This window comes from Micromonospora pisi (assembly GCF_003633685.1).
GTDB classification, from domain to species: Bacteria; Actinomycetota; Actinomycetes; order Mycobacteriales; family Micromonosporaceae; genus Micromonospora_G; species Micromonospora_G pisi.
Genome location: NZ_RBKT01000001.1, coordinates 8,605,631 through 8,630,133, shown reverse-complemented (window position 1 = coordinate 8,630,133; position 24,503 = coordinate 8,605,631). Strand labels below are relative to the sequence as shown.

Here is a 24,503-nt window from a genome sequence, read left to right as displayed (position 1 = left end):
TCACCAGTTGTCCGGTGCGGCTACGCTCGGAATGTTTGAGCGGAAGTAGTTTTGCCGTCGGTGGCGGGAATCGCCGACCCGGCGCCCATCGTTACACCGATAAGACACGCACCACGACCGAGGGGAAAGCCGATCATGGGCGAGCGCATGCTGCGCGGAAGCCGTCTGGGAGCAGTCAGCTACGAGTCCGACCGGAACACGGAGCTCGCACCGCGCCAGACCCGCGAGTACCTCTGCGCCAAGGGCCACCAGTTCGAGGTGCCTTTCGCCGTCGACGCCGAGGTTCCGATCACCTGGGAGTGCAAGTTCGACGGCAGCGTCGCCCGGTTGGTCGACGGCACCGAGCCCGAGCAGAAGAAGGCGAAGCCGCCGCGTACCCACTGGGACATGCTGCTGGAGCGCCGTTCGATCGCCGAGCTCGAGGACATCCTCGCCGAACGGCTCGAAGAGGTACGGACCCGACGCGGTCGCATCTGACACCAGCAACCGACAGCTACACCACCGCCCCACGGCCGTACGGCCGTGGGGCGGTTTCACGTCAACGGACGACTACGACCTAGTGTGGCCGCTGCTCGACGATCTCACCCTCGATCGCCGCGCCGGTCGCCGCCGGCGGCGGAGGCTGGTCGGCAGCCGGTGGTGTCGGCTGCGGCGCACCGCGACGCACCCGCACCCGGCGGGGACCGAACAGGTCACCGGCGACCATCGCCGACACCCGCCGCTCGGCCGCCACCTGAACCCCCTTGCGTGCCAACCGACGCAGCGGCGGCACCACCAGCAGCAGCCCCACGGCCGCGCTGACCAACCCCGGTACGGCCAGCAGCAGACCGGCACCCAACCCGACCAGACCGTCGACGACCTGCCGTCCGGGCGGGCTACCGGCCTGTGCCGCCGACCGGAACCCACGCCACGCCCGCATCCCCTCCCGGCGCAGCAACGCCAATCCCAGCACCGAGGCGGCGAGCACGAGCAGAATCGCCCACCCGAACCCGATCGCGTTGCCGACCAGCACGAAGACCACGATCTCGACGACCACGGCGAGTAGCAGTGCCAACGGCACCAGTCTCAGCCCTCGGCCCATGTCACCCCATCCGGATGATGTACGACTGCGGAATCCCGCCCCTCCAGCATGACACGGTTCGGTGTCACGGCCACCGCGGCGTGCTGTCGCCGTAGCCCCGGCGGGAGCCGCCCAGGCCCGGGCGTCGCTCCGACAGGCACCAGAGGGTCACCCGCCACAACGCCTCACCGACGATCAACGGGCTCATCTTGCTCGTCCCGTGCTCCCGTTCGGCGAACGTGATCGGGACCTCGACCGTACGCAGACCGGCCCGATGCGCCCGCCAGGAGAGTTCCACCTGGAACGAGTAGCCCTGGGAGGTGACCGACTCGAAGTCCATCTTGTCCAGCGCCGGCACCCGGTAGATCCGATATCCGCCGGTCGCGTCGGAGACCGGCATCCCCAGCGCCACCCGGGTGTAGAGGTTCCCGCCCCGGGAGAGCAACTGCCGGTGCCACGGCCAGTTGACGACCTCCCCGCCCGACGTCCACCGGGAACCGATGACCACGTCAGCGTCCCTGGCGGCGTCGAGCAGCCGGGTCAGTTCCTCGGGGGCGTGGGAACCGTCGGCGTCCATCTCGACCACCGCGTCGTACCCGTGCTCCCGGGCCCACCGGAACCCGGCCACGTACGCCGCGCCCAGGCCCTGCTTACCGGAACGGTGCAGCACGTGGACGTACTCGTCGGCCGCGGCGAGCCGGTCGGCGACCGCCCCGGTGCCGTCGGGGCTGTTGTCGTCGGCGATGAGGATCTCCACCGCCGGCACCGCCTGACGCAGCCGCTCGGTGATGATGACGACGTTCTCCGCCTCGTTGTACGTGGGAATGACGACCAGGACGCGCCCGACGCCCGGATAACCCGCCGTGCGCTCGACCGCGCCGGTTACCTCGCTCACCGCTCCTCCGCATCTGCCGTGCCGACGGGTTCGGGGTCACCCCCGTCCACCACCGGACCGTTCGCGGAAACCACCCGCCGGCGACGGGTCACCACGGCCACGACCAGCGTCGCCACGGCCAGACCCACCAACACCACCTCGGGCCAGAGTCCGACCCGGGTGGCGACCGTACGGGTGTTCCCGAGGTGCACCTGCCGGACCACCACCGCTGGGGTGTTGAACCCGGTCGCACCGGTTACCCGCCCATCGGCCCCGACGAACCCGGACACCCCGACCGTGGAGGCCATCAGCGCCTCACGACCGTGCTCAACCGCCCGCAACTGGACCATCGCCATCTGCTGGCGCGCCTCGGCCTCGTCGAACGTGGCGTTGTTCGTCTGCACCACGAGCAGCTGCGCCCCACCGGTGACCGTGTCCCGGACGACCTCGTCGTACGCGACCTCGAAACAGATCACGTCACCGAGGATGATTCCGCCCGCGCGTACGACCCCGGGGCGGGTCCCGGCGACGAAGTCCGACCGGACCCGGTCGACCTCCTTGCTGACCTTCCGCGCGATGTTACGCATCGGGATGTACTCCGCGAACGGCACCGGATGCCGCTTGAAGTACATCTGGTCCTGGTCTGGGCCACTTCCCGGCAACCACAGCAGCCCGGTGTTGCGCACCTGCCCCGGCCCGGGGCCGAGGAGGACCGCGCCGACCAGGATCGGTGCCCCGATCGCGTCCGCGGCGGCGGTGATCTCCGCTGCCGCGGTGCTGTCCCGCAGCGGGTCCACGTCGCTGGCGTTCTCCGGCCACACCACCAGATCCGGCTGCTGGGCCGTGCCGGTACGCACGCGGCCGGCGAGGTCGATGGTGGCGTTCGCGTGGTTCTCCAGCACCGCCCGCCGCTGGGCGTTGAAGTCCAGCCCCAGCCGGGGCACGTTGCCCTGGATGATCGCGACGGTGGCCGTACCGCCACCGGCGGTGCTGCCCAGCGGCACCAGCAGCCCCAGCAGCACCACCGCGACCGCACCCGCGACCGCTCCGGTCACCGCCGGCCAACCCGGGGTGCCGGCCCGCCACCGGCGGACCGCCCAGAAACCGGCCGCGACGAGGAACCCGCCCGCCAACGCCGCCACGAACGTCACCAGCGGCGCCCCACCGAGCACCGCCCACCGCACCAGCGGCGCGTCCGCCTGGCTGAACGCCAACCTTCCCCACGGGAACCCGCCGAACGGGGTCCGGTCCCGCAACGCCTCCTGCGCCACCCACAACAGCCCGGTCACCACCGGCCACGACCAGCGCCACCGGTCGACCACCGGGCTCACCAGCGCTGTCGCCAACCCGAGCAACGCCAGGTAGCCGGCCTGCAACCCGGACAGCAGCAGCCACGGCAGGGAACCGGTGTGCAGGTTCGTCCAGCTCAGCATCGGCAGGAACAGCGCCAGCCCGGCGAGCGCGCCTACTCCGGCACCGCCGCGCAGCCGCCGCCGGTGCGCCGCAGCGGCGAGCAACGCCACCCCGACCGGTGCCAGCCACCACAGCCCGTACGGTGGAAAAGCCAGCAGCAGCGCCCCACCGCCGGCGAGCGCCGCCAGGACCGAGACCCACAACGGCAGCGGCCGTGGCGCCGCCACCGGTGAACCCACCGGTTCGTGACCCGCACCGATTTGCGCGCCCACCGTGTCCACCATCGCCACCTGGCCTCACCGCCCATTCGGCCGCCACCGACGGTACGGCGGCGGATCTCCCCGGCGAAGGCTACCGGCCCGACCCGTACCCACCGCCACCTCTCGGGCCACCAGTGGGTCCAGCCCGTGTCACCAGCCCGGCACCAGGGGAAACCGACACCACGGCCCGGACGGCGCCGGGCCGGTCACGCCAGCCACCGGGACGACAAAATCGGGGCGCGGCCACTGGCCGCGCCCCGATGCTCCCAGGCCCTTCCCGGCCGGTGTGGCAGAGGCGACCCGTCACGACCTTCGGACCGACCGGAGGAGGACTGGCTGTCCCCGTCAGGCCGTTGTCTACTGGCCGCGCACGTCGTCCTGCCCAAACACCGGTAACCGCGGCCGGTTCGCGCCGCCCCGCCGACCCCCGCCCGCTGGACCTGGCCGCTGCGACATCGAAACCAGTCGCTCGGCCAGCGGACGAAGGGACGAAGCGAACAACAGCCGCTTCCCGTAGTAGGACTCAAAGACGGTACGTGGTGCCCCCCCGGCCGTGTCAACTGCCAGCGGCCAGTCGTCCCGGCGAAACCGGCGTGTCGCGCCCCGCGAGTCGCCGGTCAGTCCCGTGCCGGGACCGTCCCGACCAGATGCCGTCGCAGCAGGGACACCGCCGCCACCGGCTCCCGATCCGCCAGCAGACCCGCGGCGGCCAGCACGTACTGATCATCGACGACGGGTGTCGCGGCCCTCGGCAACGCCCAGCCACCACCATGATCGGCCAGGACCGCGTCGAGCACCGTCGCCGCCTCGCCCGGCCCGGCGTGGCGCAGAACACCTCCCGAACCAATGATCAACCGGACGTCGCGCAGATCCCGACCACCCCCGTCGCCGGCCGCCGCACCCCGGGCATGGCGCCGCAACGCCACCGTCGCCGCCAACTGCGCGATCCGCCGGTCCACCGCCCACTCGACCGGATCCGTGGCCACGAACCCCGGATCCTCCGCCCGTGCGACCGCCGCCGTCTCCAGCGCCCGTGACTCGTCCGCAGACAGCATCCGCTCCGCCGCCGCCGCCCGTACCACCCCCGGGGCGCTCCACCGCATACCCAGATCACCCTCGACCGTGCGGGCCCGCCACAACATCCCCGCCACCGCCCGCGCCGGCCCACCGTCGCGTTCGTCCGGCGTCAGGACCGAGTACACATCCGTGGTCGCCCCACCCACGTCGACCACCACCAGGTCACCCGCGAGATGGTCGGCGAGCAGCTCCACCCCGGTCAACACCGCCTCCGGGGTCGCCGCCCGTACCAGCCGGGCGAACCGGCCACCCCGTGACAGCCGCTTCCCGCCGATCACATGCCGCAGGAACACGTCCCGGATCGCCGCCCGCGCCGACCGCGGCGCCAACACCCCGATCCGCGGCAACACGTTCTCCGCCACCGTCACCGGCACACCTCGACGCGCCAGCACCTCGACAACCGCCGGCCGTACGTCCACGTTCCCGGCGACCACCACCGGCACCCGCCACCGCGCCCCCGCCAACCGGGTCGCGTTGTGCAGCAGCACCTCACCGTCCCCGCCGTCGGTCCCACCGACCAGCAGCACCACATCCGGTGCCGCCGCCCGCAACTCGGCCAGCCCGGTCCCGTCGAGCGGCCCCGCACCCACGTGCACCACCCGCGCCCCGGCCGACAGACCCACCTGCTCCCCGGCCCGCGCCGTCACCAACCGCTCGTACCCGACCACCGCCAGGCGCAACCCACCACCCGCCGACGAACACACGTACCACGGCGACCGGGCCGCACCCCGAACCCCGGCCGTCGCCGCCGCGACCGCCGCGTCGAGCCCATGCAGCACATCGGAACCGACCGTCGTCGGCCGCACCGCCGCACCCACCACCGCCCCGTCGACCAACTCCACCACCGCGACCTTGGTGAACGTCGACCCGACATCGGCGCAGACCGCGTACCCGGTCACAACGGCCGGACCACCGCACCCGGCGCCCCGCCCGGCGGCGGCGCGGGCACCACCACCGTCCCGGTCGCGGTCACCGCCACCAACGGCGGATCCAGCACCACCGCCGCCGACTCACCCCGCTCGGGCCGCCCCCGGCACACCACCCGACACTCGAAGTCGATCGTCCGGCTCCGGTTACCGACCCGGGTCACCGTCGCCACCACCTCCACCACGTCCCCCGCCCGCACCGGCGCCCGGAACTGCACCTCGTCGTACGAGGCGAACAACCCCTCGTCGCCGTCCGTACGGATACACACCTCCGTCGCCACGTCCCCGAACAACCCCAACGCGTACGCCCCGTCGACCAGCGCCCCGGCGTAGTGCGCGTGCCCGTACGGCACGTACCGCCGGTGCGTCACCGTCAACCCGACCCGCTCGTCACTCATCGCCCCGCCACCTTCTCCGCACCGACCCGGCCACCCCGGTTGACCACCAGCTCGTGCACCAGATAACTCGCCACCTCACGCGGCGTCGTACCCCGCCCGAAGATCCGGTCGACACCGAGCTCACCGGTCATCAACTCGTCGAACCGGGGCCCACCGACGATCAGCAACGGCCGCCGCCCCGCCGGCATCGCCTCCCGGAACGCCGCCGACATCTCCCGGGTGTTGTGCAGATGCGCGTCCCGCTGCGTCACCACCTGCGACACCAGCACCGCGTCCGCCTTCTCCACCCGGGCCGCCTCCACCAACTCCGGCACACTCACCTGCGCCCCCAGGTTCGTCACCCTCAGCTCCCGGTAGTACTCCAGGCCCTTCTCCCCCGCCACACCCTTGACGTTGAGGATCGCGTCGATCCCGACCGTGTGCGCGTCCGTGCCGATGCACGCGCCCACCACCGACAACTTCCGCCGCAGCCCGGACCTCACCAACGCGTTGACCTCCTTCGCCGACAACAGCGGAAAGTCGCGCTCCACCACCCGTACCGCGTCGAGATCCACCAGGTGGTTCACCCGCCCGTACACCACGAAGAAGGTGAACCCGTCACCCATCGGCTTCGCGTGCACCAGCATCGCCGGCTCCAGGCCCATCTTCGCTGCCAACTGCAGCGCCGCCCCCTCCGCCCGCTTGTCATGCGGCACCGGCAACGTGAACGACACCTGCACCATGCCGTCCCCGGTCGTGTCCCCGTACGGCCGCACCACCGGGCCGCTCACGCCACGACCTCCGCCGACCGGGCCGCCGGCACCCCGGCCGCCTGGTCCCGCTCCAGCAGCTCCGTGGCCGGGTTGTAGTAACCCTCCGCGTGCGCCGCCACCCCGTCGAGACCCTTGCCCCGGTCCGCCGGACGTTTCATGATCCCGAACGTGCCCTCGGCGATCGCGTTCAACAACGTGTCATCGGCGATCCTCGACAGCAGCTCCACCGCCTCGTCGAGCACCCGCGCCGCCCGCGACTGGATGAACCCACCCGGTGCCGGCACAAAATCCTCGTGCAACCCACCGGCGGCATCCAACACGTACCGCACGTTCTGCAGCGCGATGTCCCGATCGGACAGCCACGGCGTCACCACCGCCTCGGTCATCATCCCGACCAGCAGGATCCCCTGCCCGGTCATCGCCCCCGCCAGGTTGAAGAAACCGTCCAACAGGTTGCCCCGGAACACGTCCCCGGTCATGTGCTTCGTCGGCGGCATCCACTTCAACGGCGCATCCGGGAACAGCTCCCGCGCCAACAGGGCGTGCGCCAACTCCAACCGGAACGAATCCGGCACATCCGGGTTGATCTCGAACGCGTGCCCCAACCCCAACTGCCAGTCCGCCAACCCCGCCTCATGCGCGAAGAACTCGTTGAGCATCTGCGACACCGTCACCGTGTGCGCCTCGTCAACCGCGTCCGCGGTGGTCAGGTAGTTGTCCTCACCGGTGTTGATGATGATCCCCGCCCGTGCGTGCACCTGACGGGAGAACCGCTGGTCGACGAAGGTACGAATCGGATTGATGTCCCGGAACAGAATCCCGTACATCGAGTCGTTCAACATCATGTCCAGCCGCTCCAGGCCGGCCAACGTCGCCATCTCCGGCATGCACAACCCCGACGCGTAATTCGTCAACCGCACATACCGGCCCAACTCCCGCGACGACTCATCCAACGCCGCCCGCATCAACCGGAAATTCTCCTGCGTCGCGTACGTGCCAGCGAACCCCTCCCGGGTCGCCCCCTCCGGCACATAGTCCAACAACGACTGACCCGTCGACCGGATCACCGCGATCACATCCGCACCCGCCCGCGCCGCCGCCTGCGCCTGCGGAATGTCCTCGTAGATGTCCCCCGTCGCCACGATCAGATAGATCCACGGCCGCCGCACCGGATCCCCGTACCGGCGCACCAACCGCTCCCGCTCCACCCGACGCCGGTCGATCGCCCGCAAACCCGCACCGACCGCCCGTCGCGCCGCCGACCGCGCCGCCGTCGCCGACCGCCCCGACGGCACCACAAAACCCACCGACCCGGCCGCCGCCTTCTGCGCCAACAACGTCAACCCGGCCCCGACCTCACCACCGGCCAGACCCTCCCGGGCCAACGCGTCAAACACCGGCAACGCCACCCCGCGCCCCAGACCCACCTCACCCACGACGGCGTCGACCAGCCGGTTCACCCAGGGAATCCCATCCGGATCCGCCCCGGTCACCCCGGCCAGCCGCAACACCGCCCGCTCCACCGACACCGTCGTATGCCCACGAGCAAGATCCACCACCGGTTGCCCGGCCCGACGCGCCAACTCCCGCGCCCGAGCCACCACCGACGCGTCCAACGCCAACTTGCCCGTCACGACATACCTCCCTCTCACCCGCCCCGGCAATCCACCGGAGCGCGACGGCGACTCAGGCGAGCGCCTCGTAAATCACCTGACCACGCAACACCGTGCGCCGACACACCGGCAACGGCGTCGGATCGTCCGGCCCCCGCAACTCCACATCCGAGGCCACCAACACCGGCAACCCCCGCTCCACACCAGCCGGCGCCGACCACACCGCGAACGTCGCCGGCGCACCCGGCGCCAACACGCCCTCGTCATCCCGGAACACCGCCCGCCAACCACCCCGGGTATGCGCCGCGAACGCCGCCCGCGCACTCATCCGCTGCGCCGGATTGAAATGCGCCATCGCCGCCCGCACCGACCCCCACGGATCCAACGGCGTCACCGGCGAATCCGAACCGAACGCCAACGTCACACCCACCCCGTGCATCGCACCCATCGGATTCGAATCCAACGACCGCGCCACCCCCAGACGCTGGGCGTACATCCGCTCCGTACCACCCCACAACCGGTCGAACGCCGGCTGCATGCTCGCCACGATCCCGTACTCGACAAAACCCGCGATCAACCGCTTGCTCATGATCTCCGCGTGCTCCACCCGATGACGGGCCGCCCGCAACCGATCCACCCCCAACGACCGCGCCGCCTCACCGAACCCGGCCAGCACCGTCCCGATCGCCGCGTCACCGATCGCGTGGAACCCGCCCTGCATCCCATGCCGCGCACAATCCAACAAGTGGTCCCGGACCTGCTCCACCGACACGTACCCGTGCCCACACCCACCCTCGGCACCATCCAGGTACGCCGACGACAGATGCGCCGTACGCGAACCCAACGCACCATCGGCGAAAAGATCCCCACCGGCACCCACCGCGCCCAACTCCCGCGCCCGCGCCGCACCGGACAACTCACCCCAGTAGCCGTACACCTCCGGGCCACCGTCACCGGACAACGCCAACACCCCGGTGAAGTCCACCTCGTCGGAGATCTCCGGACCACCACACTCGTGCACCGCCGCGATCCCCAACGACGCCGCCCGCGCCAACGCCACCCGCTGCGCCGCCACCCGCTGCTCCCGGGTCACCGACCCGAACGCCAACGCCCGCACCACATGGTGGGCGTCGCGCCGCAACCAACCCGACCCGTCGTACCCCGGCGCCGACACCACCTCCGGCGCGGCCGCCAGCAACGCCGAGGAACACAACGCCGAGTGGATCGACGCCTGCGACAGGTACACCCGCCGGCCACCCGCCGCCCGATCCAACTCGGCCGCGTCCGGTGGCCGCTGGTCAACCCAGTTCGACTCGTCCCAACCATGCCCCAACACCACCGCGTCACCCGGCAACGACGCCGCGAAGGCCGCCAACGCCGCGCTCACCTCCGCCGCCGACCGGGTCGACGACAGATCCAGCCCGGACAACGCCAGACCGGTGTCCGTCGCATGCACATGCGCGTCCACGAACGCCGGCGTCACCAACGCACCCGCCAGGTCCACCACCTGATCGGCCACCGGCGCATCCGCGTCCGCGCCGATCCAGACGATCCGGTCGTCCCGGACCAGCAACGCGGTCGCCAGCGGATCACCGGGGCAGTAGAGGTGGCCGCCGCGGTACAGAGTCGAGGGGGAAGTCATGCGATCAGTCTGCCGCGACCCGGGCCTCGAAGAGAGCACGCACCCCGGTGTCCTGGCGCACCAGATCCAACGCCAACTCGGCGTGACCCGGCACGTACCCGTTGCCGACCAGCATCGTCACGTCCGCGGCCAACCCCTCCGCACCCAACGCCGCCGCCGCGAAACTCGTCGCCATCGAGAAGAAGATCACCGTGCCGCCGTCCGCGGTCGCCAGGATCGCCCCATGCTCGCAGCCCGGCACGTCGACACAGACCACCGTGACGTCCGCCGGACCACCGAGCGCCCCGGTCACCGCCGCCGCCAACGCCACCGGATCCCGGGCGTCGGCCAACACGACCTCCGTGGCCAGGCCGGCGGCGGCCAGCCGGTCCCGCTCCGCCGGCACCGGCACCACCCCCACCGTACGACCGGCGCCCGCCCGCCGCGCCGCGGCCAACGCCAGCGACCCGCTCTTACCCGCCCCGCCCAACACCGCCACCGACGGCGAGCGGTAACCGCGCACCACCCGGGAAGTCAGCGCCGGTGCCCCACACACGTCCAGCACGGCCAGACTCAGCCGCGGGTCGAGTTCCTCCGGCAGCACCGCCACCACCGACCGGGCGAACAGGATCGCGTGACCGGTGCACGGCACCTGCTCGCCCCGCCCGTCCCACCCGGCGAGCCCGTCCTCGACCACGAGCGGGGTCAGCGTCAGCGAGACCAGCGTCGCCACCCGGTCGCCGGGCTTGACCGGCAGCGGCGTCGCCGGTCCGACCTCGTCGACCACCCCGATCAACATCCCACCCGAACCAGTGACCGGATTATGCATCTTGCCCCGGTCACCGATGATCTCCAACACCTCGGCCCGGACCGCCGCCCCATCCCCGCCGTGCTTCTCCGACAACTGCCGGAAACTCGCCGCGTCGAGGTTCAACCGCTCGACCCGGATCCGCACCTCGTCATCCCCCAACGGCGCGTACGGATCCAGCCGCCACGCCGCCTGCGGCAACACACCAACCGGATCAAGCACACGGTGCAGCCCCACGGGTGAGGTCATCGAAGTGCCCCTTCCAAGTCAGTCACGTTGCCAACAGATCGCATCGCGGGAAAACTTCCGGCAGAATAATTCCTTCACAGGATATTTTCCAGTAGCCTTCGGGCCGTCACCGGTACCGCGCAGCCAGAGGAGGGTCCGTGACGCAGGCACAACCAGTTGAGGCCATCCCGCAGCCGCGACCAGCCGACAACCCACCACCACTCGCCGGCCAGCCCTACGAATACCGCCGCCGCCCCCTGGTCGAACCCGACTGGACCCGCTTCCCCGGCTGGCGCCACGTCACCCGCGAACAGTGGGAATCCGCCCAGTGGCAGCGCGTCAACTGCGTCAAGAACACCAAACAGCTCCGCGCCGTCCTCGGCGACCTCGTCGACGAGAACTTCTACACCGACCTCGCCACCGACCAGGCCGCACTCGCCACCATGTCGATGCTGGTCCCACCACAAATGATCAACACGATGGTGCCCGACGGACCGGTGACCACCGACGCCCTCCTGGCCGATCCGATCCGGCGCTACATGATCCCGGTCGCCTCCGACCGGCGTACCGACTGGCCGTCCCACCCGTACGCCACCCGCGACTCACTCCACGAACACGACATGTGGGTCGCCGAGGGCCTCACCCACCGCTACCCCACCAAGGTTCTCGCCGAACTGCTCTCCACCTGCCCGCAGTACTGCGGGCACTGCACCCGGATGGACCTGGTCGGCAACTCCACTCCCACGGTCGACAAGCTCAAGCTCACCCTCAAACCGGTCGAGCGCTACGACGCCCACATCGACTACCTCCGCGCCCACCCCGGCGTACGCGACATCGTGGTCTCCGGTGGCGACGTCGCCAACGTGCCATGGCGCAACCTCGAGTCGTACCTGATGCGACTGCTGGAGATCGAGACGATCCGCGACATCCGGCTCGCCACCAAGGCGCTGATGGGCCTGCCCCAGCACTGGCTCCAGCCCGACGTCGTCGAGGGACTCGAACGCGTCGCCCGCACCGCCGCCCGACGCGGGGTCAACCTCGCCATCCACACCCACGTCAACCACGCCCAGTCGCTGACCCCACTGGTCGCCCGGGCCGCCCAGACCGCGCTCGAGGTCGGTGTACGCGACGTACGCAACCAGGGCGTCCTGATGCGCGGGGTGAACGCCACCGCACCGGACCTGCTCGACCTCTGCTTCGCCCTACAGGGCGAGGCCGGCATCCTGCCGTACTACTTCTACATGTGCGACATGATCCCGAACGCCGAACACTGGCGGGTGCCGGTCTGGCACGCCCAGCAACTCCAGCACGACATGATGGGGTACCTGCCCGGTTACGCCACCCCGCGGATCGTCTGCGACGTGCCGTTCGTCGGCAAGCGCTGGGTGCACATGCTCACCGAGTACGACCGGGAGCGCGGCATCTCCTACTGGACCAAGAACTACCGCACCTCCATCGAGTCGGCCGACCTGGCCGCACTGGGCCGCCGGTACGCCTACTACGACCCGATCGACACCCTGCCCGAATCCGGCCGCGCCTGGTGGAGCACGCACGAGCCGAGCGCCCTGGACTGAACGGAACCAACAGTGGGGCCCCGGTACACGTACCGGGGCCCCACTGCCGTCTACGCGTCCGTCAGCTACTTGTTGAACGCGTCCTTCACGTTCCGGCCGGCGTCCTTGGCCTTCTCCGCCGCCTGTTTGCTCTGGGCGCCCGACTGCTGCCGTGCACCTTCGGCGCGCATCTGTTCGTTGTCGGTCGAGTCGCCGTATTTCTCCTTGGCGGCACCCGCCATCTGCTGCGCCTTGTTCTTGGCCTTGTCGGTGAGGCTCATCGCGACTCCTCGGGAGTAGTCGGTGTTCGGCCATCCGCTGAGTCCCCGCTCGGGGGTCGGAGGAAACCCGGGGCTCGTTGACGGCTTGCGGTCGTCGCTGCGGGCACACCCTGTAATGCATCCTAGGAAGCTAGGTGTACCGAACGTGCTTAACTAACCAGGTGGCAGAGATCGTTCTCATCCGACACGGCGAAACCGAGTGGAGTGCCTCGCACCGGCACACCTCGTACACCGACATCCCACTGACCACGGACGGCGAGCGGCAGGCACGCGCGGTCCGGGAGCAGTTGGCCGGCCGGGGCTTCGCCGCCGTGCTCTCCAGCCCTCGTGCCAGGGCCCTACGCACCGCCGAACTCGCCGGCCTGGCCGTCACCTCGGTCGACGACAACCTCGTCGAGTGGAACTACGGCGCCTACGAGGGACGCACCACCGCCGAGATCCAGGTCGAGCGCCCAGGATGGAACCTCTGGACCGACGGCTGTCCCGACGGCGAGTCCCCCGACCAGGTCGGAGGCCGGCTCGACCGGGTGCTCGCCCGGGCCGCCGCGCTGCTCCCCGAGGGCGACGTCGCGCTGGTCGCGCACGGGCACAGCCTCCGGGTCGCCGGCGCCCGCTGGATCGGCCTACCCGCCAGCGGCGGCGGGCTGCTCCGGCTCGACACCGCCACCGTCTCGGCGCTCGGGCACGAGCACGACCGACCGGTGATCCTGCGGTGGAACACCGGCGGCGCGGCCAGTCCGCCGATCAGTCGGGATCCCGGCTGATCCGGGGCGGCCGGCCCTCGTACGGGGTGGAGAGCACGACCGTGGTCCGGGTGGTGACGTTCGCCGAGGTACGGATCTCCTGCAGCACCCGCTCGAGGTCGGCCGGGCTGGCGACCCGTACCAGCAGCAGGTAGAAGTCCTCCCCCGCCACCGAGTAGCAGGATTCGATCTCCGCCAGGTGGGCCAGCCGCTCCGGCGCGTCGTCCGGCTGCGACGGGTCGAACGGCCGGACCGCCACGAACGCGGTCAACGGCAGTTCCAGCGCGTCGTAGGAGACCCGGGCGGTGTAACCGGTGATGACACCACGCTGCTCCAGCCGGCGTACCCGCTGGTGCACCGCGGACACCGACAACCCGACCTTCTCCGCCAGGTCCGTGTACGACATCCGGCCGTCGGCGGTCAACCCGGCGACAATGGCGCGATCGACTTCCTCCACGGCGAGAAACCTACCTGGAGAGGTCCTGATCCGACGAAGTTGATCCCACGGACTGCCGCGCCCGGCGGAGAGAACCGGCGCCATGGCCTGCTCTGTCGCCGTGTCAGCCGGGCTCCCGGCGTCGTTACAGGCAGCTCAGCGCGACCTCGGCGGTGCGCATCAGCGCGTCCCGGTCCGGGTTGACCGCACCCATCACCCGCAGCCCCTGCATGCTCATCACCAGGAATGCGGCCAGGTCACTGGCGCTGCGGTCGGCCGGGATCTGGCCGCGCCGCTGTGCGTCGGCGAGCACGTCGAACAGCGCGAGTTCAAGCGAGCGGGTGGTCGACTCGAGCCGTTCGGCGACACGGACGTCGTTGTGTGCCCGCTCCATCGCCGCCCCCACGATGAGGCAGGCGAACCGACGACCGTCCTGGACGATGTCGTCGACGACGCCGACGAACACCTCGTGGATGATCTCGCGGGCGTTTCCGGTGGAGCGGAGCATGGTTGTCAGTGGGGTCGCGTAGCGCTTTCGGTAGAGGTCGAGCGCGGCCAGGTAGAGGAGCTCCTTGCTGCCGAACGCCGCGTAGAGCGATCCGCTGCCCAAGCCGGTCGCCTCGGCGAGATCCCGCATGGAGGTGCCCTCGTAGCCCTTGCGGCGGAACACGTCCATGGCCGCCGCCACCGCGACGTCGAGGTCGAACTCCCGATTACGAGCCATCGCGCCAGCGTACCTCGTTCTGGAACGAGCACCCAAGTATTGGGCGCTCGCCGTGAGATCACTGTCCCTCCCCTGATCCCGCGCAAACCGGCCGCCATCGTCCTTCGAACGGCGCATCCGGGAGCGATTACGGCGTCACGACGCTTACCTGACCTCACGTAAGCATTCGACCAGCGCATCCAGCCCTCCATCGGCCTCACGGCGGCGCGTAGCCCGCTTGCCGTACGACCGGTCCGTTGGCGTGGGAGGCAGACGATGGCGAGCGGTGACCGGCGGCACATTCTTTGTCGAACGTTCCAGATAGCCGTACCGTAGGCGCGGCACACATCCGGGGCCCTCAAGGGAGCCACGGAAGGAACCCTCAGCCAGGGCCGACGTAGCCCGCACCGGCGCGACGGGCTGACAACCGGTGCCCGCGATATGTCTCTGTAATGGGCATTTCGCCGGCAAGAGCCGCTTGGCGTACGGCCTAATAACTATCGGAGGAAAAACATGGCTTCGACAGGGGCAGGCACCATCAGCGCGGGCGTGTGGGCGTCAACGACATGAAAGCGGTAGGTCTGTTCCGGCACGGTGGACCGGACGTACTCCAGGTCATCGAGCGGACGACCCCGCACGCGGGACCGGGCGAGGTGCGGATCCGGGTACGCGCCGCAGCGGTCAACCCGGCGGACGTCCTGATCCGGTCCGGCCGCACACCCATCCGGCAACGCGGCACGGAACCGGTCCTCCCCGGCTCCGACGTCGCCGGCACCATTGACGAGGTCGGCCCGGGCATCGGGACCGGCCTCGCCGTCGGCGACGAGGTGATGGCGATGATCAACCCCAGCCGGCCGGCCGGCGGCGGGTACGCCGAGTGGGTCGTGCTCCCCGGGTCATGGGTGGTGCCGGTGCCCACCGGCGCTAGCCCCGCCGAGGCGGCCACCCTCCCGCTGAACGGTCTCACCGCCCTGCACGCCCTCGACCAGTTGCGCCTGCCACCCGGCAGCACCCTCGCCGTCACCGGCGCCGCCGGTGCGGTCGGCGGATACGCGGTACAGCTGGCCAAGGCCGCCGGCCACCGGGTGCTGGTCGACGCCGCGCCCGGTGACGTCGAACTGGTCGCCTCGCTCGGCGTCGACGTCACGGTCCCCCGTGGACCGGGCGTCGCGGAGCGGTTCCGCGCGCTCACCGACGACGGGGTCGACGCGGTCGTCGACGCGGCGCTCATCGGCGCACCACTGCTCGCCGCCATCCGCCGAGGTGGCTCGCTGGCGTACGTGCGGGGCATGCCGGACCACCCGGCGTTCGAGCGGGAGGCCGCACGGCGGGGCATCACCCCGGTCATGGCCTACGTGCACGCGTACGAGGGGCAGCGCGACAAGCTCGACCTGCTCCGCCGGCTCGCCGACCAGGGGCGCCTCAGCCTCCGCGTCGCCGACCGTTACCCACCGGAACAGGCGGCGCAGGCGCATCGGCTGTTGGAAGCCGGCGGCGTCCGCGGCCGACTTGTCATCGAATTCTGATCCGGCCCCCGCTCCCGGCAGCCGACAACTCACAGCGGCCGCGCCGGTACGCCTCCTCTCATCCGTCCCTCCACTAAGGAACACCCGTGCACCCGAACAGCCACGCCGCGGACTCCCGGCGCTGGAAAGCCCTCGTTTTCATCTCCATCGCCCAACTGATGGTCATGCTCGACTCCGCGGTGATGAACATCGCGCTCCCCTCGGCCCAGCAGGCACTCCACTTCTCCGACGGGAGCCGGCAGTGGGTGGTCACCGTCTACGGGCTGGCCTTCGGCGGACTGCTGCTCGTCGGTGGACGAATCGGTGACATGGTGGGGCGCAAACGCGTCTTCCTCCTCGCCCTGGTCGGCTTCGCGTTCGCCTCGGCGCTCGGCGGAGTCGCGGTCAACGCCACCATGCTGCTGACCGCGCGAGCCCTCCAGGGGGTCTTCGCGGCGCTGCTCGCCCCCGCCGCGTTGTCCCTGATCTCCCTGGCCTTCACCGAACCCAAGGAGCGCGCGAAGGCTTTCGGCGTGTTCAGTGCGGTATCGGTCGGCGGCGGTGCCGTCGGCCTGCTCACCGGCGGCCTGCTCACCCAGTACCTGAGCTGGCGCTGGTCGATGTTCGTCCTCGTTCCGGTGGCGGTCATCGGGATCCTCGGCGCGATTCCCAACGTGCACGACACCGCTGAGCGACACCGTTCCCGGCTCGACATCCCGGGCGTCCTGCTCGCCAGTCTGGGACTGGTCGCGGTCGTGTACGGGTTCGGCAACGCCGAAAGTCAGGGATGGACCGCGAGCCTGACCATCGGATCCTTCGTCACCGGAGTCGTGCTGCTGGCGGCCTTCGTCCTCGTACAGGCACGGGTCAAGGCGCCGCTGCTGCCGCTGCGGGTCCTGACCGAGCGGAACCGCGCCGCCGCGTACGTCTCCGTGGCCCTCGCCGTGGTCAGCATGTTCGGAATGTTCCTGCTCCTGAGCTACTACTTCCAGGAGGTGAAGGGGTACTCCCCGGTGATGGCCGGCCTGGCGTTCATGCCGCTGGCGATACCCCAGGCCGTCGGCGCCACACAGATCGGCGCCCGACTGGCGGCCCGGATCGCACCTCGGCCGATCATGGTCGGCGGCTACCTGGTCACCGGCATCGGCGTGGCCCTGCTGGCCCTGCTCGACGTCGACAGTTCCTTCCTCCAGATCGCGGTGGCAGAGGCTGTCGTCGGCCTCGGCATCGGCACCGCGTTCATGCCGGCGATGAGCATCGCCACCCACGGCGTCGAGGCCAAGGACGCCGGTGTCGCCTCGGCGATGATCAGTTCATCGCAGCAGGTGGGCGGCTCGATCGGCACCGCCCTGCTCAACACCATCGCGACCAGTTCGGCAGCCGGCTACCTGGCCTCGCACACCGGCCAGGCCCGGCTCCAGTCGCACGCGCTGGTGCACGGCTACTCGGTCGCGTACTGGCTGGCCGTCGGTTTCCTCGCGGCGGCGGCGTTGGTCTCCGCGATCGCGGTCAACGCGGGCGCTCCGAAACACGCGCCGGTCCCGGCAGGCGAAAGCGTCGAGGAGAGCATCCCGGTCGCCGTCCACTGATCGCCGCCCGGATCCCGGAACGGCGTCGGCAATGTTGGACGAGGCCGTTCCGGGATCCGCGCTACTGGTGGGTCAGTTCCTCCTGGCCAAGATCAGCGCTTCCGGGCTATGCCACCGGCCATGAGGCGCTCGGCTACGGACAGATCGTGAGCAATGGGAGCCTCAGGCCGCCATTCGGGGAGAGACACCAGGCCCGGCTCGATCATCTCAAGATCTCCGAAGAATCCCTGGAGTTCGGGAAGCGTACGGAATCGGCCGGTGCCCAGCACGCTGAGGTAGGTCTCCTCGAGTTCGGCGGCCTCCGGAAAGGACGCGCAGAAGCTGGTCATGAACAGGTGACTGCCGGAGGGCACCGCGTCCATGTACGCCCTGGCGACGCCCTGCGGGTCCTCGCTGTCGTGCAGGTGGTGCAGGATACCGACGAGCAGGACGCCGACCGGCTGGGAGAAGTCGATCAGGCGTTGCACCTCGGGGTCGGCGAGTACGGCCTGGGGATCTCGCAGGTCGGCCGTGACCACGGTCGTGTTCTCGTTCTCGACGAGCAGAGCCCGGCCGTGGGCCAGAACGATCGGATCGTTGTCGACGTAGACGACGCGGGCCTCGGGAGCGGACCGTTGTGCGACCTGATGGGTGTTCTCACGCGTCGGTAGCCCGGAGCCCAGATCCATGAACTGCCGGATGCCTGCCTCTTCGACCAGGTAGCGGACACCTCGGCTGAGGATCTGCCGGTTATATGCCGCCACCTCGGGAAGCTGCGGCACAATCTTGAGCATCTCGCCGACCACCGCGCGGTCAATCGCAAAGTTGTCCTTGCCGCCGAGAACAACATCGTAGGCTCGCGCGATGCTGGGTTTCGAGGTGTCGACACCAACGGAAGCCGGCCGGTTCTGGTCCGCCATCGATCCTTCTTTCGGAATGTCTCACCCTTGTCCGGGTGCTGATCCTAGAGGAGCTGACCGGTCGGCGGGTGCTGGTCCGACCATGGTGGACGATGGGTGGCCCGGTCGACGTCGTACGGCCGGCGGAAGGCCAGCGGACGCGCTTGTCGGTCGAGGTCGGGTGACCCCACTGTCCCTGGTGGACGACTGATTCGAGACCTCGGCGACGTCCTGCGACGGCAGGATTCTGCGAGGGCAGGGCGTCGGCTCGGTAGCCGATACAGATGCCACCGGTCGACGGGTATTCGTCAGGGATTCCGAACTCGGCCTTGAACGCGGCCGTATGCGCGGCCGGGTCGACGACCGGGTCGAATTCCTCGCCCGGAAGCGGCAGGATGCCGAAGCAGATCTTGCCATCGGCGCTGCCCAGCCGTGGGCCGTGCCGACGGCACCCTGGGACGGCACGCGGTACCGCCTTGTCGGTCATCCGTTGACTCCGTCCCGGCGGGCCCCGTAGACGAGCAGTCCGAGCGCGGCCGCTCCGATGACGCCGGCCGCGACGACGGGCAGCCCGTCGGCGTTCCAGGTGCCGACGACGAGCCCACCGACGGCCGCTCCGGCGGCGATGCCGACATTGAGTACGGTGATGCCGACCGCTCCCACGGCGGCTTCCCTGCCGGGCGAGGCGATGCGCAGTAGGCGGGTCTGGAAGACCGGCGGGAGGAGCCCGATGAGCATCCCCCACGCGGCGATGACGACCGCCGCCACGGCCACGTTCACGGGCAGCAGGGCCAGCGAGGCGGCACTGCCCGCAAAGGCGGCGCTGACCCACCCGAGTGCCTGATGCGGGAACCGGTCGGACAGTGGCCCGGACACCACGATGCCGAGCAGACCGGCGAGTCCGAAGACGAGCAGTAGCGCGGTACGGGCGGCGGCCCCGTACCCGCCGAACTGTTGCAGCAGGGGTGCGATGTAGGTGTAGAGCATGAAATGGCCGGTCAGCACGAGTCCAGTGGCGAACGCGACGGCGAGGACGACCCGCATCGCCGGATCCCGGCCCGCCTGCCGTGCGACGGAACGCGGCGCATCCTGCAACGAGAGGCTCCAGACGGCCGCTGACGCCGCCCCCAGGAGGGCGGCCAGCAGACCGAAGGAGAGGCGCCAGCCGACGCCCTCGCCGATGGCCGCACCGAGCGGGATGCCCACGATGCCAGCCAGTACCGGCCCCGCCAGCACCACCGACACGGCCCGGCCAAGGACCGCCGGAGGTACGAGGGTGGCCACGGTCGGGACCAGCAGTGACCAGAACACGCCGTGCGTACTGGCGGCGACTATTCGACTGGCGAGTGCCCAGCCGTACGACGGCGCGAGCGCGGTGCCGGCGGTCGCCAACGCCAGGAGCAGCACCAGGAGCGGCAGGAGGTGTCGACGCGGTACCCGTGCCGTGAGGCGGGTCAGAGGGATGCTGGCAGCTGCGATGGTGAGCGCCCAGGCGGTGACGAGCAGGCCGGCGGTGGACTCCGCGACGTCCAGGTCATCGCTGAGTTCGAGAAGCAGACTCGCGGGCAGCAGTTCGACGGTGACGGTGGCGAACGCTGCCGCGGACAGCACCAGCAGTGGCCACCAGGGCAGCTTGCGGGACAGGTCGGAAGCTGTGCCCGACAGTTGAGCGGTCATGTCGGAAACCGTAAAGTCTGACATCGATGTGAGGGTCAAGGAGGATTTCATGCGCATAGGCGAGTTGGCGAAGCGCAGCCTGGTCCCGATCCGGATGCTGCGCTACTACGAGGAGCGCGGCCTGCTCTCCCCGGGTCGCGGGGCCAACGGTTACCGTGACTACCGCGAGAGCGACGTCACGCGGGCCGTGCTGGTCAGCAGCCTCATCCGGTCCGGCCTGCCCACCAGGTTGATCATCCCGTTGCTCCAGGACGAGCCACCCGGGCAACCACCGGCCACCCTGGACGAGAGTCCGGGTGCCGTTGACGAGAGCCTCGAAGGGCTCTTCGCCGCCGAGCTGGCCCGCCTCGACAGCAAGATCGCGTGTATGAACCTGAGCCGGACCGCGGTCCGCAAGCACCTCGACCGGCTGCGGGCACCCATCCCCGGGTAGACCCCGGTCAGCCGCGTCACGACAGCACACCGTGAGCCCCGACGTGCTCGTCCGCGCCCGCGAGAACGCCGCCGCCGCTCGGCTTCGTCCTGGGGGCGAGGGCGGCCTACCGTCCGGTCTACGCCCTGTCGGTGAGGCGCACTCGAGGGCTCGGAGTGCGCGGGGTCCGGCGGTTCCATACCGCTGTCCATCGCGGCTCCCTCGCAGAGCGCGTGGACGGGCGCGCTCGACGCGCTCTGCGAGGTGACGCCGTCGGTCGAGGGGCGGACAGAGAGCCGCGTCCTTCACGGTGGTGGGGTCGATCGCGGGACCGGACGACATCGACCGGGGCGACCGACCCTCGACCACCGCAGGCGCCAGCGCGATCAGGCCGGGGCGCCACGTACCTTCAGATCACGCAGGCTGCCGATGTTGTCGAAGGAGCCGAAGCCGACGCGTCCGGACAAGAACGTCGTGTCCCGGGCGGTCATCAACGGGTCCTTCGCGCCGTCGACGTACACGGCGATCTCACCGGTCGCCGGCAGGTGCTTCACCCGCACCTCGTGCCAGGCCGCGTCGGTGATCGCTGGCGCGGCGCCTTCCGAGCGCCCGTTCCACTGGTAGTCGATCCGCTCCCGGTCGGCGTTGTCCACCTTGAAGATGCCGTTGTGCGGGTAGATCGTGTTGTCGGTCGAGACGTGCGCATAGTAGAACTGCGTGTCCGACTTCCACCCGAAAACGATGATCACGTCACGGTTGGTCACCTCCACCGGAGTGTCGAGCCGTACCTCGGCCCGGATCTCGACCGCGCCGAGTGCCGGACCGGCGGTCAGCACCGCGTACTCGAACGGGCGGCGTGGGCCGGGTCGTTGCTCGCCCGCCTCGGCGAGGATCACCTGCTTGCCGGTGAACCGCCACTTGGCCGGGGTGACCGGCGCCCAGTTGCTCGGGCGCATGGTGTCCCTGACCCTGGTGTCGCCGACGTTCGCGTCGGCGAACTCCCGCGTACCGGTGACCTTCCAGATCTTGCCGTTGGCCTTGGCCAGGATGTACAGCTCGCCCTGCGCGTCGGTGCCGAACCGCAGGTCGACCCGGCTCGGGTCGCCCGGTGCCCCCGGGCCGGAGAGGTCCTGCATCCGCACCGACCTGCCGGTGGCGTCGAAGAGCGCCAGCCGGTGGATCGGTGCGAGGTCGCGTCCGCGCCGCATCTGATCGACCTCGGTGTAGAGCACCCGCCCGTCGACGAGGTCGCCGAAGACGTACTTGCCGCGTAGCGCCGGCACGTCCCGCCCCCGGTAGACGAAGCCGCCAGCGACCGCGACGCCCACGTCCGAGGTGCAGTTCCAGCCCGGTGCCGGCTCGTGGTCGTAGGCGGCGACCGGGTACGTGTAGCCGTACCGGGCGTCGTCGGCGGGCAGCGGGAAGATCTTCTCACAGGCGACCGTCGACGTCTTGTCGAAGACGAAGGCGCCTTCGCGCTCACTCCAGCCGAGGTTGTCGCCGGCGCGTACCTCGTAGATCGCCTCGATGGCGTGCTCGCCGATGTGGCCGAGGTAGAGCTTGCCGGTGGCCCGGTCCCAACTGAACCGGTGGGGGTCGCGCATGCCGAACGCGTAGATTTCGCCGAGGGCGCCGGCGCGGCCGACGAACGGGTTCGACGACGGGATGCCGTACCGCCCGTTCGGGGCGTTCGTGCCGGCCGGGTCGATGCGCAGCAGCTTGCCGTGCGGCATCGCCAGGTTCTGCGGGTCGGTGTTGCGTACGCCCAGACCGCCGTCCCCGGCCGCGATGTAGAGCAGGCCGTAGTCCCGGTCGCCCCGGCGGGCGGTCGGGTCGAAGTTGATTTCCTGGATGCCGTGCACCTGGCCGCCGAACCCGATCCGCAGGACCTCCCGGTGGCTGCCGGCGAAGGTCTCCGCCGCCGGGTCGGTGGCGGTCCACTCGGTGATGATGCCGTGGTAGATGACCCCGCTCTGCGTGTAGTCCGGCACCTCGGTAGCGGCCGACGCCGCCTCGGTGTGCACTGTGTAGAACGTGCCGTTGCGCCGGAAGTCAGGATGGAAGGCGACATACCCGAAGCCCTGGCCGAGGCCACGACCGGAGAAGAACTTCGGCGCGAAGGTGCCGGCCACGTCCAGGTAGACGTGCGGCACGCCGTCCCGGACGAAGTAGAGGCTGCCGTTCAGGTCCGGTACGGCCCGGCGACCGGAACCATCCGGCACCTCCATGATCGTGTTGATCCGGGCCTGCCGCATGAGACGCTGGTCGGTCGGCGCCGGATTCGGCTCGGACTTCGGGAACGCCGCGTACTCGGTGAGGACGAGCCCGAGCCGTGACTGGATCTGCTGGTCCGGTACCGGGTCGTAGATGGCGTCGGCGGCCTGGGCCGGAGCCGCGACGACCAGAGTGGACAGGACGAGGGAGGCGGCCATGAGCAGGGCCGTCGTCCCAGGTTTCCGGACACGACGGGGTGGGATGCGCACGCGGGATCACTCCGTTTCGACAGACGGGATTCGGTGGTGGGTGGGTCAGCGTCGTCCGGTCACGTATCGGTACTGCCTCCCGACGTCGCGCGCGGGGACGACGGCGTCGAGGAACATCAGCGAGTCCAGCCGGCACTCGCAGGGGTTCTGCTCCCGGGTGCCCTGCGGGAAGCTGCCACCGATCTTGATGCCTCGTGGATCCGTCGCCGTCGTACGGTGCTCCCCCGGGCCCGCGACCAACCACGGGTCGTCGGCCCGGGTGTAGAAGCCGTCGATCGGATCCCCGTTCCGGTAGAGCGCGAGGCTGCCGTTGGTGAAGTCGAAGGTAGCGGCGAGGAAGACCCACTCGCCGACCGGCAGCAACGTACGCCAGTCCGCGCTCGCCGCGTACGTCTGCGAGTTGCCACCGTCCAGCCGGCGGCCGAGGGCGACCAGTCGCAGTTCGCCGTTCACGTCGATGAGTTCGAGCAGTGCCCGGACGGCGTGCCCGTCGGAGTCGCCGGTCAGGACGCCGGCCAACCCGATGGCGTTGAACCGGTCGTCGGGGTTGGCGGTGTTGGAGTTCGGTCGCGGGTTCTCCCCGGTCATCTTGACCCAGCCCATGACCGTCATCCCGGCGGCCGCGTTGAAGGCGCGCAGGCTCGATACCCCGGTCGGCGAGTAGAGGCCGGCCTTCCAGTCGTCGTTTCCGGCCTCGGTCGGGTTGACCTGCCGGGTCTGCAGCGCCCGCCCGCTGCCCGGATAGGCACGGTCCGGCACTCGCATCGCGGCGCCACCCCCGAACAGGTCGATTGTGGTGCCGGACCGACCCTGGTCCCGTTCCCGGGCAGGGGTGCCCCGGACGGGGTGGTCGAAGTCGTAGAAGGCGACCAGGTCGGGTCGGAGGGAAGGGTGGACATCGCGGTGCTGTCTGCCACGGCCCTGTGCCGGCGGCGCGGCGACGCCGGTGGCCAGCGCCACCACCAGTAGGACGGCGGTGGTGATGACAGCACGTCCGGATATCAACATCGCGCACCTCCCCTTCCGTGTGCCGCGGCACCGGGAAGGCCGACCACAGCGCTTGCCGGAACCGCGTCGAGTTATGGAGCCAGACGCCGACCCGGTTGATTGTGATCGATTAGCCGCATGGATGTCTATCTATGCTGCTGGGGGCCCTTCCCTTGGCGGTTCGGGCACGGGTGCCTCGGCTCCGAAGATCACTGTTCGCCCAATC

The 24,503-nt window shown here is 70.2% G+C and carries 23 protein-coding genes; 7 read left to right on the top strand and 16 right to left on the bottom strand.

Features of this window, described 5'->3' with window-relative positions; translation table 11 throughout:
* Nucleotides 1-135 precede the first annotated feature (135 nt).
* Nucleotides 136-477 (top strand): RNA polymerase-binding protein RbpA, encoded by a 342-nt coding sequence (locus BDK92_RS37625; protein ID WP_121161198.1) that lies wholly within the window; start codon nt 136-138, stop codon nt 475-477.
* Between the two features lie 79 nt (nt 478-556).
* Here BDK92_RS37625 and BDK92_RS37620 read toward each other — a convergent pair whose 3' ends face one another.
* The 9 genes from BDK92_RS37620 to kdd form a co-directional block, all read right to left on the bottom strand.
* Nucleotides 557-1,081, bottom strand: coding sequence for an FxsA family protein (locus BDK92_RS37620; RefSeq protein WP_121161196.1), 525 nt, complete (start codon nt 1,079-1,081; stop codon nt 557-559).
* A 64-nt stretch (nt 1,082-1,145) separates the two neighbouring features.
* Complete coding sequence (locus BDK92_RS37615) at nt 1,146-1,955, bottom strand: polyprenol monophosphomannose synthase (protein WP_121161194.1); 810 nt, start codon at nt 1,953-1,955, stop codon at nt 1,146-1,148.
* Nucleotides 1,952-3,631 (bottom strand): apolipoprotein N-acyltransferase, encoded by a 1,680-nt coding sequence (gene lnt / locus BDK92_RS37610; protein ID WP_121162895.1) that lies wholly within the window; start codon nt 3,629-3,631, stop codon nt 1,952-1,954. Before lnt ends, BDK92_RS37615 begins: the two co-directional genes overlap by 4 nt.
* 593 nt (nt 3,632-4,224) lie before the next feature.
* Nucleotides 4,225-5,583, bottom strand: coding sequence for a glutamate mutase L (locus BDK92_RS37605; protein WP_121161192.1), 1,359 nt, complete (start codon nt 5,581-5,583; stop codon nt 4,225-4,227).
* The gene (gene kal, locus BDK92_RS37600) at nt 5,580-6,008 is read right to left on the bottom strand and encodes a 3-aminobutyryl-CoA ammonia lyase (RefSeq protein ID WP_121161190.1); all 429 of its coding nucleotides are present in this window, start codon (nt 6,006-6,008) and stop codon (nt 5,580-5,582) included. The genes BDK92_RS37605 and kal overlap by 4 nt, the downstream gene beginning before the upstream one ends.
* Nucleotides 6,005-6,778: a lysine 5,6-aminomutase subunit beta gene (gene kamE, locus BDK92_RS37595; RefSeq protein ID WP_121161188.1), complete on the bottom strand. Its 774-nt coding sequence runs from the start codon at nt 6,776-6,778 to the stop codon at nt 6,005-6,007. The genes kal and kamE overlap by 4 nt, the downstream gene beginning before the upstream one ends.
* Nucleotides 6,775-8,394 (bottom strand): lysine 5,6-aminomutase subunit alpha, encoded by a 1,620-nt coding sequence (gene kamD, locus BDK92_RS37590; RefSeq protein WP_121161186.1) that lies wholly within the window; start codon nt 8,392-8,394, stop codon nt 6,775-6,777. The genes kamE and kamD overlap by 4 nt, the downstream gene beginning before the upstream one ends.
* Before the next feature lie 52 nt (nt 8,395-8,446).
* The gene (locus BDK92_RS37585) at nt 8,447-10,015 is read right to left on the bottom strand and encodes an amidohydrolase (RefSeq protein ID WP_121161184.1); all 1,569 of its coding nucleotides are present in this window, start codon (nt 10,013-10,015) and stop codon (nt 8,447-8,449) included.
* A gap of 4 nt (nt 10,016-10,019) precedes the next feature.
* Nucleotides 10,020-11,051, bottom strand: coding sequence for an L-erythro-3,5-diaminohexanoate dehydrogenase (kdd, locus tag BDK92_RS37580; RefSeq protein WP_121161182.1), 1,032 nt, complete (start codon nt 11,049-11,051; stop codon nt 10,020-10,022).
* 137 nt (nt 11,052-11,188) lie between these two features.
* On the opposite strand from kdd, the gene BDK92_RS37575 reads away from it, so the two are divergent.
* Nucleotides 11,189-12,604, top strand: a complete 1,416-nt coding sequence (locus BDK92_RS37575) for a KamA family radical SAM protein (RefSeq protein ID WP_121161180.1) — start codon at nt 11,189-11,191, stop codon at nt 12,602-12,604.
* Nucleotides 12,605-12,669: 65 nt separating this feature from the next.
* On the opposite strand, the gene BDK92_RS37570 is transcribed toward BDK92_RS37575, so the two are convergent.
* Complete coding sequence (locus BDK92_RS37570) at nt 12,670-12,864, bottom strand: CsbD family protein (RefSeq protein WP_121161178.1); 195 nt, start codon at nt 12,862-12,864, stop codon at nt 12,670-12,672.
* 161 nt (nt 12,865-13,025) lie between these two features.
* On the opposite strand from BDK92_RS37570, the gene BDK92_RS37565 reads away from it, so the two are divergent.
* Complete coding sequence (locus BDK92_RS37565) at nt 13,026-13,628, top strand: histidine phosphatase family protein (RefSeq protein WP_121161177.1); 603 nt, start codon at nt 13,026-13,028, stop codon at nt 13,626-13,628.
* Here BDK92_RS37565 and BDK92_RS37560 read toward each other — a convergent pair.
* Nucleotides 13,609-14,064, bottom strand: coding sequence for an Lrp/AsnC family transcriptional regulator (locus BDK92_RS37560; protein WP_170208837.1), 456 nt, complete (start codon nt 14,062-14,064; stop codon nt 13,609-13,611). The two genes, BDK92_RS37565 and BDK92_RS37560, sit on opposite strands and share 20 nt — an antisense overlap.
* 124 nt (nt 14,065-14,188) lie before the next feature.
* On the bottom strand, nt 14,189-14,767 hold the full coding sequence (locus BDK92_RS37555) for a TetR/AcrR family transcriptional regulator (RefSeq protein WP_121161173.1): 579 nt from the start codon (nt 14,765-14,767) through the stop codon (nt 14,189-14,191).
* 545 nt (nt 14,768-15,312) lie between these two features.
* On the opposite strand from BDK92_RS37555, the gene BDK92_RS37550 reads away from it, so the two are divergent.
* Nucleotides 15,313-16,272 (top strand): NADP-dependent oxidoreductase, encoded by a 960-nt coding sequence (locus BDK92_RS37550; RefSeq protein ID WP_121162894.1) that lies wholly within the window; start codon nt 15,313-15,315, stop codon nt 16,270-16,272.
* Between the two features lie 86 nt (nt 16,273-16,358).
* Entirely contained in the window at nt 16,359-17,840 is a 1,482-nt protein-coding gene (locus BDK92_RS37545) for an MFS transporter (RefSeq protein ID WP_246017445.1), read from the top strand.
* A gap of 92 nt (nt 17,841-17,932) precedes the next feature.
* Here the strand turns inward: BDK92_RS37545 and BDK92_RS37540 are convergent, their stop codons facing one another.
* Nucleotides 17,933-18,739 carry an SAM-dependent methyltransferase gene (locus tag BDK92_RS37540; protein ID WP_121161171.1) on the bottom strand — a complete coding sequence of 269 codons (807 nt, stop codon included), beginning with the start codon at nt 18,737-18,739 and terminating at the stop codon, nt 17,933-17,935.
* A gap of 35 nt (nt 18,740-18,774) precedes the next feature.
* On the opposite strand from BDK92_RS37540, the gene BDK92_RS40950 reads away from it, so the two are divergent.
* Entirely contained in the window at nt 18,775-18,903 is a 129-nt protein-coding gene (locus BDK92_RS40950; RefSeq protein ID WP_281278677.1) for a hypothetical protein, read from the top strand.
* Between the two features lie 298 nt (nt 18,904-19,201).
* Here the strand turns inward: BDK92_RS40950 and BDK92_RS37530 are convergent, their stop codons facing one another.
* Nucleotides 19,202-20,395 (bottom strand): MFS transporter, encoded by a 1,194-nt coding sequence (locus BDK92_RS37530; RefSeq protein ID WP_170208836.1) that lies wholly within the window; start codon nt 20,393-20,395, stop codon nt 19,202-19,204.
* A gap of 49 nt (nt 20,396-20,444) precedes the next feature.
* Here BDK92_RS37530 and BDK92_RS37525 point away from each other — a divergent pair, with 49 nt between their 5' ends.
* Nucleotides 20,445-20,828, top strand: a complete 384-nt coding sequence (locus tag BDK92_RS37525) for a MerR family transcriptional regulator (protein WP_121161167.1) — start codon at nt 20,445-20,447, stop codon at nt 20,826-20,828.
* Between the two features lie 365 nt (nt 20,829-21,193).
* On the opposite strand, the gene BDK92_RS37520 is transcribed toward BDK92_RS37525, so the two are convergent.
* Together BDK92_RS37520 and BDK92_RS37515 are read right to left on the bottom strand one after the other, a co-directional pair.
* A complete protein-coding gene (locus BDK92_RS37520) occupies nt 21,194-23,239 on the bottom strand; it encodes a PQQ-dependent sugar dehydrogenase (RefSeq protein WP_121161165.1) in 2,046 nt (681 codons plus the stop codon).
* A gap of 96 nt (nt 23,240-23,335) precedes the next feature.
* A complete protein-coding gene (locus BDK92_RS37515) occupies nt 23,336-24,298 on the bottom strand; it encodes a LamG domain-containing protein (protein ID WP_121161163.1) in 963 nt (320 codons plus the stop codon).
* Nucleotides 24,299-24,503: the final 205 nt, after the last annotated feature.